Here is a 13732-nt window from a genome sequence, read left to right as displayed (position 1 = left end):
CGGTGGCCGAGAGCCACAGCGTAGAGCCTGCTCGGTGGCGACGAACCATCGACCTGGTGATCGACTCGTTCGCGGGCCGGTTCTGCCGGGTTGAGCCCCGCCGGGCGGCGGCCGGGTTCGTCACCGGGCTGCTTGCCGACCTGGAGGTCAAGACGTGTTGGCAGGTGGCTGAGCAGGCCGGACATGCCCGACCGGATGCGATGCAACGGCTGCTCTACCGGGCCAAGTGGGACGCTGACGCGGTGCGTGACGACGTTCGCAAGGTCGTCGCTGACCGACTCGGTGACCCTGACGGTGTCCTCGTGGTCGACGAGACCGGCGATCTGAAGAAGGGCGTGCACTCGGTCGGTGTCCAGCGTCAATACACCGGAACCGCCGGGCGGATCGAGAACGCCCAGGTCGGAGTGTTCCTCGCCTATGCGAGCAGGCACGGTCACACTCTGATCGACCGCAGGGTTTACCTGCCGAAGTCCTGGACCGATGACCGTGACCGGTGCGAGCGGGCCGGCATTCCGCAGGACGTCACGTTCGCCACCCGCTCGGAGTTGGCCGACGACATGATCAACGCCGCGGTGAATGCCCTGGTCCCAGCCCGGTGGGTCGCCGCGGACGAGGCCTACGGCAATAACACCCGGCTCCGCAGTGAACTGCGCAAACTCCGCCTCGGCTACGTGCTGGCAGTCTCCTGCGATCACCTCGTGCCGATCGACGCAGGCAAGACCCGCTGCCGCGTCGACCGCCTCGCCGAGAACCTGCCCGCCACCGCCTGGACCCGGCGCAGCGCTGGTGACGGCTCGAAAGGACCACGGTTCTACGACTGGGCCTGGCTGGCCGACGTCGGCGCCGACGGTGACCCCGACGACGATGGCCGGCACAGCCTGCTCATCCGACGTAACACCACGACCGGTGAGCTGGCTTTCTACCGCTGCTGGGCACCGGGGCCGGCCACCCTCGCCCAGTTCGTGCGGGTCGCGGGAGTTCGCTGGATCGTGGAGGAAAGCTTTCAGGCCGGAAAAGGCCAAGTCGGCCTTGACCAGCACCAAGTCCGCCGGTGGACGTCCTGGCACCGGTTCACCACCCTGGCCCTGGCCGCCCTCGCCGTCCTCGCGATCTGCGCCGCCGACGCCCGCACCGCAGATCGTCGCGGTCAGCCCGACATGATCGACCTGACCGTCAACGAAATCCGCCGTCTGATCAACGTCCTGCTGATCCGGCCAACCCGCAGCATCGCCTACCGTCTGCGCTGGTCAAACTGGCGACGCCGCCACCAGGCACGAGCCAGACGAGCCCACTACGCCCGCCGCCTCACCCTCGAACTCCAACCATGATCACGAATGGCGGCTGCCGTACTAGCGGCCGCCGTGTTCGCGGAGCTGCCGGGGATCTCGACATCGGCAGTTCCGGGCGGCCGGCCAGCGACGTGAGCTGGGAACGTTAGAGCGGCACTTTCGTGGGCCAGCGGCACGGCGGGAACGCTAAAACGGCACTTTCGTGGGCCAGCGGCACAGCGGGAACGCTAAAACGGCTCGGTAGCAGCCGTGGTGTGTCGCTGGGTGGTGGGGTGGTGGGCGGTAGCAGCCGTGGTGTGCCGCTGGGCGATCGGCCGTCGGCACTCAGCGGCACGGGCGAGCCTCATCCCGGCGGGGCGGGCGGGGCCGCGGCGGCTTCCAGGACCTGCTTGATCTCCAGGATGCCGCGGGACACCCGGGCCTCGACGTGCGCGGCCATCGGGTGCGGCAGCACGTCGGTGATCCACACCAGGCGGCTGCCGTCGCCCTCCGGAAGGACCTGGAACGACGCGTGATGGTAGGTCAGCGGCATCCGCTGACCGTCCACCACGGCGTACGCCAGGCGCCGCTGCTCATGGTCGACCGCGACGATCAGCTCCCGCACCTCCCACCCGTCCGGCATGGTCAGGATGCGGGTGTCACCGTCGATCCGGGCGGCGGCGACCCGGCCCGGCAGCAGCCGCTCGTGAACGGCCCCGACATCGGCCACCGCCTCCCAGGCGACATGGGCGGAAACGGACAGGGAGGTCTCAACACGGACGGTGGCCACCGGGCGACGATACCGGGCGGCGGTCCCGCGCGGGCCGGTCAGCGTCGGGTGGCCTCGCGGATGTTGACCAGCAGCACCAGCAGGGCGGCCGCCGCGCAGGCGAACGTCACCACGTAGCGGCCCTCCAGCCACAGCACCGCCAGCACGATGAACAGCACGAACGCCAGCAGGATCCGCAGCACCACGGCCAGGAACTTCTTCCGGACCAGCCCCTCCACGCCGAGCATCACCAGCAGCAGCACCAGGGCGGTCAGCTGGCCGGAGACCGGCGGCGGCGCCACCACGGCACCGATGGCCAGCAGGATCAGCGGCGTGCTCAGCACCGCCCACCAGGACAGCGCCCGGCCCAGGAAACCGCCGACCTGATCGATCGGCAGCCGGCGGTGCAGCAGGTGGGCGTGCGGATGCTGAGCGACCGGCGTCGCCGTCGTGGCCCGCCGCAGCTCGTCGGCCAGCCGGGTGCGTTCCATCCGCAGCGCGAGCAGCTTCTGCTCCCGGGCGGCCAGCGACCGCACCTCCGGCGCGGCCGCCGGAAGACCCGCGGCGGCCACCGTCAGCTCATGCCGCAGCGCGTCTATCTCGTCGTCCAACTCGGCGAGACGATCAAGATCACGCTGGGTACGGATGGCGACGAGCCGCCGCTCCTCGGCCTGATCCGGTACGACCTTCGCCAGCCCGGCCCAGCCGACCGGATCCGCCCACGCCGGCCGGACCGTGCCGTCGCGCCCGTATCGTGGCCCGGCCGGCCCGCGCTCGCCGCCGAGCCGGTCCCGGGTGTCGCGCCCCCACAGGCCGCGGAAGTCACGTACCCAGCCGGTCTCGTCGCCGATCTGCACCGGGTGCCACGCCTCGGACTGGCCGGGGCCGACCGCCCGGCCGTCGCCGCGCGCGTAGTCCACGTACGGAATCCCGACGTTGCTCTGATCCTCGGGGGACCAGGGCGCCAGCAGCCGCGCCGACCACCGCAACGCGCCGACCAGGCCGCGCAGCCGTGGCGGCCGGACCGTGATCAGGTAGTCGCCGGGCAGATAGGCCCCGGAGTGCGAGCCCGCCCCGACGAACACCACCGGATGCCGGCCGCCGACCGTGGTCAGATCCGGGTCGTCCCAGCGGCGCCGCAGGTCGTCGCCCACCTCGTCGTGCGCCGAGAACACCACCCACGACGGCGCCGGCAGCCCGTCCGGCCCGTCCGGGGCGGCCGCGTCGACGAACACGGTCACCTGCTCCCAGTCGGCCTCGTGCTCGTTGACCCCGCCGAACGCCGACCGCCAGTTGTTGAAGTTGTAGAAGAACCAGTACTGGCAGACGATCCACGGCCCGTCCCGTACCACCCGCCCGTAGTAGGTGGGCTCATTCGTCTCCAGATGGTCGCGCTGCAGCAGGAACGAGCGGGCCGCCGAGCCACCCGGCACACTGCCTCGGAACAGCAGCGAGAACCGGTTGAGCGTGTCGACCATCCGCCCGGTGAGCCCGACCGCGCCGAGCCGGCTGGACCGGGACAGATGCGGTGGCCGGTCACGCAGCGGGATGTGGGTGAGGTGTTTGTCGCCGGTGCCGATGCCGGACAGCGCGTGGCCGAGGCCCTGTTCGGCCCCTCCGGCCGTGGCCAGCTTGTCGAGGCTCAGGTCACCGGGCGCGGCGATCTGCACCGGGCCCTGGCCCGGTTCGTGGCGCCACAGGCTGGCGCGGCTGACATAGCGCTCGACCGAGACGGGGAAGAAGTATTCACCCTCGGTGAACCTGGCCACCGGCTCGTAGGCGCGCAGCAGCCGCAGGTCGTCCCCGTTCCCCAAGACCCCGTGGCCCCTTCCCTCGTGCTTGTCCGCGCCCCGAGGTTAGCGCCCGGTCACACCTGGTCCTGATCACCACCGGCTTCCGGCGGGTCCAGGAGGTGGTCGAGCCCGATCACCCGCAGCACCCGTTCGACGATGCCCCGCGCTCCGGCCAGCCGAAACTCGATTCCGTCCCGCTCGGCGGCGAGGTATCCCTCGATCAGGGCGTTGATCGCCTCCGAGTCGATGAACGTCACCCGCCCGAGGTCCACCACGATCCGCGACCCGGGATCACCGCCGATCAGGTCGTGCAGCGCCTTGCGCAGGTCCTCGCGGGTGCCGATGTCGAACGCGCCGGCGAGCCGGACACGCGACGCCGCGCTTCCGCCCGCTGGTTCCAGCGCGATGGTGTAGTAGTCGTCCGCCACGGATAGTTGTCTACCAGCAAATAAACACAGACTCGTCACGAAGGGGCCATTGGACGCCGTCTGACGAACGTTTTACGCTGGTGGTGTGGGGTACGAGTGGCTGACCGAGGCCTTGGCGCGTCTGCGTGACATCGAGTCGCAGGAGGTCACCCAGGTTCTGTCCGCCCAGCGGCGTCTGCCGCTGGCCGCGGAGAGCGCCGGGGTGCATTTCCTGACGATCAGCGGGCGCACCGGCACCGGCCGTCCCCTCGTCGTCGCCGTGCGGCTGCTCGGCGGGCATCGGCAGCAGATCATCGGCGCCCGCGAGATGACCCCCGACGAGTTGGTGCGGTTCAAGGCCTGGGAGGCGGACGCGTCATGAGTCAGCAGTACAGCGACGAGCAGATCTCGGCGGCCGCGGCGGCGTTCGCCGCCGGCGACGTCACCTACCACGAGGGTGTGCGGGTGAGCCTGCCCCCGGCCCCGGAGACCGAGCCCATGGTGCCCCTCGGCATCCGCGTCCCGCCGGTGCTGGCGCAGCGCGTGCGGGCCGCCGCCGATCAGGCCGGCATTCCCTACTCCCAGCTGATCCGCGAGTGGATCGAGCTCGGCCTGACCGACATGGCCGGAGACCTGACCGTCTCCGTGGCGGTCCTGCGCCGGGCGATAGCCCACGCCGCCCAATCCGGCCACGCTGCCTGACCTCGGCCCCCCCCGGAGCGGGTCCCGCACCCACCGGGACGGCCCCACCGGGACGGCCCCACCGGGACGGCCCCACCGGGACGGCCCCACCCCGGGCGGTTCGGGGCGCGGCGCTACCGGGTCAAGCCGTGGCGGGTGGCGTAACCGGCGGCCTCGGTGCGGTTGCGGGCGCCGATCTTGGCGAAGGCGTTGTTGATGTGGGTCTTGACGGTGGCCTCTGCCACGAACAGGGCGGCGGCTATCTCGGCGTTGGTCCGGCCGGCGGCGATCTGTCCCAGGACCTCGGCCTCGCGCTGGGTCAGGCCGTCGGGTAGTCGATCCACCGGAGCGCTCGGGATCGGGCGGGACATCGCGTCGGCGAGTCGGCCCGCCACGGCCGGATCGAACATGGCATGCCCCGCCGCCGCGGCTCGCAGGGCCAGGGTGATCTCGGCTCGGCCGGCGTCCTTGGTCAGGTAGCCGCGAGCCCCGGCGGCCAGCGCGCCCGCGATCGAGTCGTCGTCCGCGTAGGTGGTCAGCACCACCACGGCGACCTCGGGGAACTCGGCACGGATGCGGGCGGTCGCGGTGATCCCGTCGAGCACCGGCATGCGCAGGTCCATCAGCACTACGTCCGGCCGATGAGCGGCGACCAGGGTCAGCGCCTGCTCACCGTCGGCGGCGGCGCCGAGCACCTCGATGCCTTCGGTCAGCTCCAGTAGCGCGGTCAGCCCCTCCCGGACCAGCGCCTGGTCGTCGGCGACCACGACCCGCAGCGGGTGTTCGCTCACTCCGGAACCTCCACGCCGACCAGCCACTCGCCGCCCTCGACACCGGCACGCATGGTCCCACCGACCAGCGCGACCCGTTCCCGCACCCCGATCAACCCGTGCGTGGCCAGCGGGGTCTCGCCGGGGGCGGTCGTGCGGACGGTTGGGGGAGGAGGTTCGCCCGGTTCGATCGGGTCGGGCGTGGCCGTACCAGAAAAGGGGTTGCGGACCGTCAATCGGACGCATTGCGGGAGATAACCGAGGGTCAGGGTGATCGGGGCGCCGGGAGCGTGCCGGGATGCGTTGGTCAGGGCTTCGCGGGCGATGCGCAGCAGCGCGATCTCGGCCTGCGGCGACAGAGAGCGATGGTCACCTTCGAAGCGCAGCGTGATCGCGGCGTGGTGATCGGAACGGAAGGCCGCCGCCAGGGTGGCCAGTGCCCGCGGCAGCGGCGGCACGTCGGCGCGTAAGGCGGCGACCGCCGAACGAGCCTCGGCCAGGCCTTCGGCGGCGAGGCGCCGGGCCCTCCGGATGCGGGCGGCGGCTCCGACGACGTCGCCCCTCTCGGTCAGCTGTGCCTCGGCGACCTCCAGCTGTACGCCCAGAGCGCCCAGCGAATGCGCGAGGACGTCGTGCAGTTCCCGGGCGATCCGGGCGCGTTCGTCGAGGGCCGCCGCCCGGGCCTGCGCCTGCTGTGTGCGGGAGGTCTGTTCGAGCAGGAGCGCCGTCTGTTCGGCGCGCAGCCGATGCTCGCGCCGATGCAGGCTGAACAGCACGAGCACCGCGATCAGTGCCGGTTGGGTGAGCATCGCGGCGGGCCCGCGCCCGGCCAGCCACAGCCCGGTGAGCAGGGCGATCAGGACCGCCGCGGTGAGGGTGAGGATCGCCCACATCGGGGTGCGGGGCAGTAGCACGAACGTGAACAGCGCCGCATACAGGTAGAGCAGCGAGTGCGCGTCGTCCGGCAGCCCGGCGACCGTCGCCGGGAGCAGCGCCGCCACGGCGAGCGCCGCCCGCGACACCCGCGGCGAGCGGTGATCGGCCGCCAGGAAGACGAACCACCCGGTGAGGGCGGCGGCGAGCACCGGCCGGACGCCGGGGCTCGCCGCACCCGCGGTCAGGAAGGCCCACAGCATCAGGGCGCTGAGGACGATCCGGACCAGCCAGCCGGTCTCCGGATCGTCGGCCCGGAGCCGGCGGACGCCGTCCCGGAAGGTCAATCGGACTCTCCCACCAGGGTCAGGATCAGGTCGAGCATCAGCAGACGGTAGGCGACGAAGGCGAGGCCCGCCACGCCCAGTATGACCAGGCCCGCGACGATGACCCGGCCGGTGATGCGGCCACCGTCGCGGGCGGTGGCCCGGCCCAGGATCTCCCCGGCGATCCGGGTGGTCGGGCTGCCTTCCCGGTCGCCGGTGAGCAGGTAGTTGACGGCTTTCCTACGGTTCTCATCCATGGCCCGGACGTTACGGAGAGTGCCGGGTGGAGCGGCACCACCGCGGGGTGGAGATAAGGGTGGAAGTGCGGCATCATGGGCGCCGTCGATGTGCACTGTGGACTGACGGAGGATGTTCGTGGCTGAGGCGGCGGGGACGAATCTGGACACCGGTACGCCGCATTCGGCGCGGTTGTGGAACTACTGGCTCGGTGGCAAGGACAACTTCCAGGCCGACCGGGAGGCCGGGGACGCGATCGCCGGGATGCTGCCGTCGATCGTGGCGCTCGCCCGGGAGGACCGGAGGTTCCTGCGCCGCTCGGTGGAGCACCTGGTCCGCGACGGCGGGATCCGGCAGATCCTGGACATCGGCACCGGTCTGCCGACGGCCGACAACACCCACCAGGTCGCGCAGGCCGTGGCGCCGGAGACCCGGGTCGTCTACGTCGACAACGATCCGCTGGTCCTGGTGCACGCCCGGGCCCTGCTGTCCGGCACCCCCGAGGGCGGCACCAACTACGTCGAGGCCGACCTCAACGATCCCGAGTCGATCCTGCGGGCGGCCCGGGACACCCTCGACTTCTCCCAGCCGATCGCGTTGACACTGCTCGGGATCGTGCACTTCATCCGGGACGACGAGGCGGCCCGGGCGGTGATCCGGCAGCTCGTCGACGCGTTGGCGCCGGGCAGCTACCTCGCGATCGCGCACGGCTGTCACGACATCAACACCGCGGAGGCGCACCGGATCGTCGACTTCTGGAACGAGCGGGGCACCCCGAAGATCAAGTATCGGAGTTCGGCGCAGATCACCGAGTTCTTCGACGGCCTGCGGCTGCTCGAACCGGGCGTGGTGCCGTGCAACAGGTGGCGGCCGGAGGGTGAGCCGGGCGCCGACGTGAATCAATACTGCGGCGTCGCGATCAAGGAGTAGGCCTGCCATCCTTGCCGGCATGTTCTTCGATCGGCGGATGCTCGCCCTCGTCACGGTGCTGATGCTGGCGGGTTGCGCGGAGCCGGCGCCGGAGCCGGGGCCGGCGGTGTCGACGCCGACGGTCGAGGCGGCCCCCGTGGTGACCACCGCGCCGTCCACCGTGCCTTCGACCGTTCCCGGCGCGGTCGCGGCGGGGGCGCTTCCCGCGGTGATGCAGCACGGGCCGCGGAGCTCGAAGCGGGTGGCGTTGACGTTCGACGCGGACATGACCGACGCGATGGCGGCCCGGCTGCGCCGGGGCGAGGTGAAGTCGTACGCGAACCTGCGCCTGCTCGGCATCCTGGAGCAGCGGCGGATCCCGGCCACGTTCTTCGTCACCGGCCAGTGGGCCGAGGAGTATCCCGAGGTCATGAAGCGGATCGTGGGTAACCCGCGGTTCGAGGTGGCGAACCACAGCTACGAGCACGCCGCGTTCACCGGCGACTGCTACAACCTGCCGCGGGTGAAGCCGGCCGACATGACCGAGGACGTGGCGAAGACGTTCCGGGTGCTGGAACCGTTCGGCGGGCGGCAGACCCGGTACTTCCGGTTCCCGGGTCTGTGCCATGACCGGGCGGCGCTGCGGGCGCTGGCGCCGCTCGGAGTCACCGTGGTCGACGGGGACGTGGTGAGCGGTGATCCGTTCGCCCGCGGCCCGGACCCGGTGGTGAATGCGGTGTTGTCGCAGGTGAAGCCGGGCTCGGTCGTGATCATGCACGTGACCGAGGCGAACGCCCTGTACACCGACGACGCGCTGCCGGCCATCCTCGCCGGGCTCAAGCGCCGTGGCCTGGAGCCCGTCACGCTGTCGGAACTGGCGGCCGGCTAGCGCGCCTCACCTCCTACCCGGCTTCCGGGTGCTCCGTGACGTTCTGCAGGTAGAGGGCCTCGCCGAGCTTCTCGATGAGGGCCATCTGCGTCTCCAGGTAGTCGACGTGGTGCTCCTCGTCGGCGAGGATGTCCTCGAAGATGCGGGCGGACGTGACGTCGCCGATCGAGCGCATGTACTCCAGGCCGCGACGCAGCCGGTCGACCGCCTCGACCTCGATCTTCATGTCGCACTCGAACTGCTCCTTGACCGTCTCGCCGATCCGCAGCACGGACAGCTTCTGGTAGTTGGGCAGTCCTTCGAGGAAGAGGATGCGGTCGGTGAGGACCTCGGCGTGCCGCATCTCGTCGATGGATTCGTGTTTCGTGTGCTTCGCCAGCACGGTGTAACCCCAGTTCTCCTGCATCTTGGCGTGCAGGAAGTACTGGTTGATCGCGGTCAGTTCCGCGGTGAGCTGCTCGTTGAGAAACTCGATGACACGGGCGTCACCTTGCATGCCAAATACCCCCAGTTATGGCCAAACTGGGGTTGAGCGTAACGGATCGGTGACGCTATGCGACTTTTGATAGGCGCGTGTCGGTGGTCTCCTCTTCGATCAGGTCGCAGATCCGGTCGAGGCAGCTGCCGCAACCCGTCCCCGCGCCGCAGGCGTCGCCCACGGCCTCTTCGGTGCGCGCGCCGAGTCGGATGACGGCGCGAACCTCGCGTTCGCGGACGTGGTGGCATATACAGACGTACATCGACCGTGGATCCTTCGTTTTGCTTAGCCTTACCTTCGTTAGGCTGCCCTAAAACCCCTGGTCACGCAAGCCCTACCGGGGGAGACGTCAAGATCACTCCACGTGCGGGGTGGATCGGTGAATTCCACTGTGCGAGCACTGTGCATCGACTAGGAATGACGTAAGGGAGTGTCGGAATGCGTTGACGGTTTCCGTTCAGCTTTCCTACGGTCTTCTCAACGAAATACCGGCTCGTTTTCGGAGAGTTCCCATGTCGCTTGCCGTCCCCTCGGACATCCAATTTCTCGGCCTCCGTCTGCCGATGCCGCGGTGGCTGGTGGAGGATGCCCCTGAGCTGCGGGAAGACTTCGAGTACGAGTACGACGACCTGGACGAGGACGACGTCGAGGAGCATTTCCCGCGCCTATGAATCACGGCGGTTCAGATAGCCCCGAACCATTCGAGAGAGGCCTGCGGATCAGTGTGGATGCGGGACAGGGTGACTCCGGCCGCGACGGCCAGGACGACCATGATCAGCAGGGTCACGAGGAACCGGCGGACGCCTTTCGCTGATCGTGGTGGTTCATGCTGCTCTGTCACCGTTCCTCCGTGGTGTGCGCCTTTCGTGGCACTCTAGGGTCACCATGATCACGGTGTGGGTGGTGGCGGGGCGCATGGCACGAAGCCGGTACAGCCCGCGTTAAATAACCAACGTTACTCACCATTAATCAGCCGTTCGGATGAGGTGGCATCGTCCGAAAGTTGGGTGATCGTGACGTGCGTCACCTGCAAACATTGCGGCCGGTGGACGCATGATCACCCTCCGGAGGCTGCCATGGTGGACAGGCGATACGGATCAGGATCTCCCGACCGGCACCACGCCGTGCAGAGCCCATCGCAGGCCTGGCCCGTACAGCCTCGGCACGCCGCACCACCCCGGCAGTTCCGCTCCCTGCGCGGCTTCTTCCGCCGGCCCGACGCGCACCGGCGTAACTGGCTGCTGCTGATCCCGATCGTGGTGCCGCTGACGCCGTTCCTCTACAACCGGGTCGAGCCGACGTTCATCGGGCTGCCGTTCTTCTACTGGGCCCAGCTCGGCTTCGCGTTCCTGGCCAGCATGGTCATCGCGTACGTGCACACCAGGACACGATGACCATGGGCGATCAGAAGGTTCAACTGATCGTCTTCACACTGATCTTCGGGGTCGTCGCGATCATGGGATTCGCGGCGTCCCGCTGGCGGCGCCCCAACGACATCCACAGCCTCGAAGAATGGGGACTGGGCGGCCGGGCGTTCGGCAACTGGGTGACGTTCTTCCTGCTCAGCGGGGACGTCTATACGGCATACACCTTCGTCGCCGTGCCCACCCTGGTGTTCGGCGTCGGCGCCGCCGGGTTCTTCCCGGTGCCGTTCCTGGTGATCGTCTACCCGATGCTGTTCGTGGTGCTGGCCCGTTTCTGGTCGGTCTGTCACGTGCACGGGTTCGTCACACCCGCCGAATTCGTCCGCGCCCGGTTCGGCTCCAAGGGGTTGGGCACCGGGATCGCCGTACTCGGCATCGTGGCCACCATGCCGTACATCGCGTTGCAGTTGATCGGCATCGAAGCGGTCTTCGAGGTGATGGGCCTGCCCAAGGGCTGGCCGCTGACCATCGCGTTCCTGGTCCTCGCGCTCTACACGTTCAACTCGGGGCTGCGCGGGCCGGCGCTCGTCTCGATCGTCAAGGACACGCTGGTGCTGTGGTCGGTCCTGTCGGTCATCATGATCGTGTCGATGATGCCCGGCGGCTGGGACCCGGTGTTCCGGCTGGCCGAGGCGAAGTACGCGGCCTCGCCCCGCGTCGACGACGGACTGCTACTCGCCCCGGAGAGCCAGCTCAACTACGTGACCCTGGCCCTCGGATCGGCGCTCGCGCTCTTCCTCTACCCGCACACCCTCACCGGGGTGCTGGCCTCGCGTAACCGGGGCACGCTGCGACGCAACCTGGCGGTGCTCCCGCTCTACACGCTCACCCTCGGCGTGCTGATGCTGGTCGGGTTCGCGGCGATCTACAGCGGCACCGAGGCGGTGGGCGGGAACGCGAACACCGTCGTACCCCAGTGGTTCGACGAGAACGCGCCCGCCTGGACCGCCGGCATGGTCTTCGCCGCCATCGGCGTCGGGGCCATGGTGCCGGCGGCGATCATGTCGATCGCCGCGGCGAACCTCTTCACTCGCGACATCTACCGCGTCTACATCCGGCCGGACGCCACCGCCAAAGAGGAGACATACGTCAGCAAGACCGTCTCGCTGACCGTCAAATTCGGTGCGCTGCTGGTGATCCTGCTGCTCAACACGCAGTTCGCCATCGACCTCCAGCTGATCGGCGGCGTGGTGATCATGCAGACGCTGCCGGCCGTGGCGCTCGGCCTCTACACCAACTGGTTCCACCGATCGGCCCTCGCCTGGGGCATCGGGTCGGGGCTGCTGGTCGGCATAGTCATGCTCTATCAGATTCCCAAGACCAACGGCACCACTGTGGTACGGGAGCACTTCGGCGGTTCGGCCTGGCCCCTCGACACCATCGGGATCGACAGCGACGCCAGCATCTACGTGGGAGTCGTCGCGCTCGCGGTCAACCTGATCGTCACGTTCGCGCTCACCCCGGTGTTCCGTAACGCCCGTGTGCCGGAGGGCCGTGACGAGACCCACGACCACGACTACGTGGCCGACGAGGGTGACCCGACGATCCGCCGGATGACCGAGATCATCGACGGGGAGAAGGCTCCGGAGCCGGTGTCGGTGCCGACGCTCGGCGCCCGGTTCACGCCCCTGGGACAGCGGCGGCCGACTGCTGGTCCACGTCCTCGATCGTGACCTCGTAGTCGTAACCGCAGGCCAGCGGGAAGTCCCAGCTCTGGAACCAGAGCAGCCGGCTGGACTGCGCGATGTCGAGCACCTCCACGCCGAGGACCGCCGGTCCGTCCTCGGCGCCGGGGCTGGACGGCGCCGGGACACTGATCCACGACCGGTGGCTGTCCGGGCCGGTGAACGTGCTGGACGAGAAGATCAGCGGGCCGCGGACGAACGCCGGGTAGTCGGCGTAGTCGCTCTTCGCGCCGCCGACCAGCATGGCGGTCAGACCGTGCACCCCGGTGTACTTGGCCCTGATGTTGGCGCGGCCGTCCCGGCACAGGGTGTCCGCGTCGGGGCTGCGCCGCTGGGTCGCCTCCCAGGTCACCTCACCCGGCACGGCGGCGCGGGTGGCCGCGTGCGCCGGGGCCGGCAGGACGGCGAGCGCCAGGCTCGCCAGCACGGTGACTGATTTCGACATGGTCGGCCTCCCCGGGCGGTCGCAGTTGACGGTCCAGGGAACCATCCGGGCCACGACCCGCGGGCCGGATCAGCCGAAACCTGTCTGTTCGGCTGATCCGGCCCCGCGGGCTCAGATCCTCGGGATCAGAGTCGTCGCGACCGCCTTGGCGTCGGCCAGGTTCCTCGCGTCCGAGGCGCCACGCGAGTAGACGTCGATCTGGACCGTGCCGGACCGGACGTACAGGTGGCCGGAGTGCGTGTAGGCGTCCTCGCCGATCCCGTCGACCCACTCGGCCTCGTCGATCGTGACCTGGAAGTCCTCGGGCGTGGTCCGGCTCAGGAACACGGCGAGCTGGCCGCCGGACTGCTGCCACTGGCAGTAGCGGGTCGAGTCGCCGGGGGCGCCGCCGTCCTCGTCGATCTGGGTGATCTCCCGGTGGGTCAGGTCGACGACCTCGGTCTCGTCCAGCAGCGTGCACGGGTCGGGGAAGCCGGTGCTGTGCTTCTTCTCGGCGGGCGTCGTCGGCTCGGCGGTCGCACTCTTCGGGGTGGCCTTGCTCGTCGGGGTCGCGGTGCTGGTCTTGCTCTCCGTGGTGCTGGTCTTGCTCCCCGGGGTGCTGTGGGAAGCGATGTCCGACGCGCCGGCGGCGGCGTTGCCGAGCACGCCACATCCGCCGGTGAACGCGACGGCGACGACAGCGGTCAGGGCGACGAGGCGGTGCTTCATGGGTTTCTCCTGTGGGAAGAAGTGAGGCGGTTGCCGTTGCCGAGAACGATCCGCCCACCCGCCAAAGAAA

At 69.6% G+C, this 13732-nt stretch carries 18 protein-coding genes; 7 read left to right on the top strand and 11 right to left on the bottom strand.

The window, feature by feature from the left end; all coding sequences use genetic code 11:
* Positions 1-47 precede the first annotated feature (47 nt).
* On the top strand, positions 48-1328 hold the full coding sequence (locus tag Q0Z83_RS25265) for an IS701 family transposase (RefSeq protein WP_396349889.1): 1281 nt from the start codon (positions 48-50) through the stop codon (positions 1326-1328).
* A gap of 304 nt (positions 1329-1632) precedes the next feature.
* Here Q0Z83_RS25265 and Q0Z83_RS25260 read toward each other — a convergent pair whose 3' ends face one another.
* From Q0Z83_RS25260 to Q0Z83_RS25250, 3 genes are read right to left on the bottom strand one after another with little or no spacing between them, the layout of a single operon-like run.
* Positions 1633-2058 carry an SRPBCC family protein gene (locus Q0Z83_RS25260; RefSeq protein WP_317796470.1) on the bottom strand — a complete coding sequence of 142 codons (426 nt, stop codon included), beginning with the start codon at positions 2056-2058 and terminating at the stop codon, positions 1633-1635.
* 38 nt (positions 2059-2096) lie between these two features.
* Entirely contained in the window at positions 2097-3851 is a 1755-nt protein-coding gene (locus Q0Z83_RS25255) for a hypothetical protein (protein WP_317796469.1), read from the bottom strand.
* Positions 3852-3904: 53 nt separating this feature from the next.
* On the bottom strand, positions 3905-4258 hold the full coding sequence (locus Q0Z83_RS25250) for an STAS domain-containing protein (RefSeq protein WP_317796468.1): 354 nt from the start codon (positions 4256-4258) through the stop codon (positions 3905-3907).
* Positions 4259-4343: 85 nt separating this feature from the next.
* On the opposite strand from Q0Z83_RS25250, the gene Q0Z83_RS25245 reads away from it, so the two are divergent.
* Together Q0Z83_RS25245 and Q0Z83_RS25240 are read left to right on the top strand one after the other, a co-directional pair.
* Complete coding sequence (locus Q0Z83_RS25245) at positions 4344-4619, top strand: hypothetical protein (protein ID WP_317796467.1); 276 nt, start codon at positions 4344-4346, stop codon at positions 4617-4619.
* The gene (locus Q0Z83_RS25240; protein ID WP_317796466.1) at positions 4616-4939 is read left to right on the top strand and encodes a hypothetical protein; all 324 of its coding nucleotides are present in this window, start codon (positions 4616-4618) and stop codon (positions 4937-4939) included. Before Q0Z83_RS25245 ends, Q0Z83_RS25240 begins: the two co-directional genes overlap by 4 nt.
* A gap of 113 nt (positions 4940-5052) precedes the next feature.
* Here Q0Z83_RS25240 and Q0Z83_RS25235 read toward each other — a convergent pair whose 3' ends face one another.
* The 3 genes from Q0Z83_RS25235 to Q0Z83_RS25225 are packed head-to-tail and all read right to left on the bottom strand — an operon-like array spanning position 5053 to position 7144.
* Positions 5053-5709, bottom strand: a complete 657-nt coding sequence (locus Q0Z83_RS25235) for a response regulator transcription factor (protein ID WP_317796465.1) — start codon at positions 5707-5709, stop codon at positions 5053-5055.
* Positions 5706-6908 (bottom strand): sensor histidine kinase, encoded by a 1203-nt coding sequence (locus tag Q0Z83_RS25230; protein ID WP_317796464.1) that lies wholly within the window; start codon positions 6906-6908, stop codon positions 5706-5708. The genes Q0Z83_RS25235 and Q0Z83_RS25230 overlap by 4 nt, the downstream gene beginning before the upstream one ends.
* Positions 6905-7144, bottom strand: a complete 240-nt coding sequence (locus Q0Z83_RS25225; protein ID WP_317796463.1) for a hypothetical protein — start codon at positions 7142-7144, stop codon at positions 6905-6907. Before Q0Z83_RS25225 ends, Q0Z83_RS25230 begins: the two co-directional genes overlap by 4 nt.
* 118 nt (positions 7145-7262) lie before the next feature.
* On the opposite strand from Q0Z83_RS25225, the gene Q0Z83_RS25220 reads away from it, so the two are divergent.
* Both Q0Z83_RS25220 and Q0Z83_RS25215 read left to right on the top strand, forming a co-directional pair.
* The gene (locus tag Q0Z83_RS25220; RefSeq protein ID WP_317796462.1) at positions 7263-8054 is read left to right on the top strand and encodes an SAM-dependent methyltransferase; all 792 of its coding nucleotides are present in this window, start codon (positions 7263-7265) and stop codon (positions 8052-8054) included.
* A gap of 19 nt (positions 8055-8073) precedes the next feature.
* Positions 8074-8922, top strand: coding sequence for a polysaccharide deacetylase family protein (locus Q0Z83_RS25215; RefSeq protein WP_317796461.1), 849 nt, complete (start codon positions 8074-8076; stop codon positions 8920-8922).
* A 13-nt stretch (positions 8923-8935) separates the two neighbouring features.
* Here the strand turns inward: Q0Z83_RS25215 and bfr are convergent, their stop codons facing one another.
* From bfr to Q0Z83_RS25200, 3 genes are all read right to left on the bottom strand, one after another.
* Positions 8936-9418, bottom strand: coding sequence for a bacterioferritin (gene bfr / locus Q0Z83_RS25210; RefSeq protein ID WP_317796460.1), 483 nt, complete (start codon positions 9416-9418; stop codon positions 8936-8938).
* 55 nt (positions 9419-9473) lie between these two features.
* Positions 9474-9662: a (2Fe-2S)-binding protein gene (locus tag Q0Z83_RS25205; RefSeq protein WP_317796459.1), complete on the bottom strand. Its 189-nt coding sequence runs from the start codon at positions 9660-9662 to the stop codon at positions 9474-9476.
* Positions 9663-10082: 420 nt separating this feature from the next.
* On the bottom strand, positions 10083-10241 hold the full coding sequence (locus Q0Z83_RS25200) for a hypothetical protein (RefSeq protein WP_317796458.1): 159 nt from the start codon (positions 10239-10241) through the stop codon (positions 10083-10085).
* Positions 10242-10476: 235 nt separating this feature from the next.
* Here Q0Z83_RS25200 and Q0Z83_RS25195 point away from each other — a divergent pair, with 235 nt between their 5' ends.
* Positions 10477-10794, top strand: coding sequence for a DUF3311 domain-containing protein (locus tag Q0Z83_RS25195; protein WP_317796457.1), 318 nt, complete (start codon positions 10477-10479; stop codon positions 10792-10794).
* On the top strand, positions 10791-12497 hold the full coding sequence (locus Q0Z83_RS25190; protein ID WP_378079160.1) for a sodium:solute symporter family protein: 1707 nt from the start codon (positions 10791-10793) through the stop codon (positions 12495-12497). The genes Q0Z83_RS25195 and Q0Z83_RS25190 overlap by 4 nt, the downstream gene beginning before the upstream one ends.
* Here Q0Z83_RS25190 and Q0Z83_RS25185 read toward each other — a convergent pair.
* Positions 12445-12954 carry a hypothetical protein gene (locus Q0Z83_RS25185; protein WP_317796456.1) on the bottom strand — a complete coding sequence of 170 codons (510 nt, stop codon included), beginning with the start codon at positions 12952-12954 and terminating at the stop codon, positions 12445-12447. The two genes, Q0Z83_RS25190 and Q0Z83_RS25185, sit on opposite strands and share 53 nt — an antisense overlap.
* Positions 12955-13065: 111 nt before the next feature.
* Positions 13066-13662, bottom strand: coding sequence for a DUF3558 domain-containing protein (locus Q0Z83_RS25180; RefSeq protein ID WP_317796455.1), 597 nt, complete (start codon positions 13660-13662; stop codon positions 13066-13068).
* Positions 13663-13732: the final 70 nt, after the last annotated feature.

This window comes from Actinoplanes sichuanensis (assembly GCF_033097365.1).
Classification (GTDB): Bacteria; Actinomycetota; Actinomycetes; order Mycobacteriales; family Micromonosporaceae; genus Actinoplanes; species Actinoplanes sichuanensis.
The sequence above is the reverse complement of the archived record's forward strand: the minus strand, read 5'-3'. Positions and strand labels throughout refer to the sequence as shown.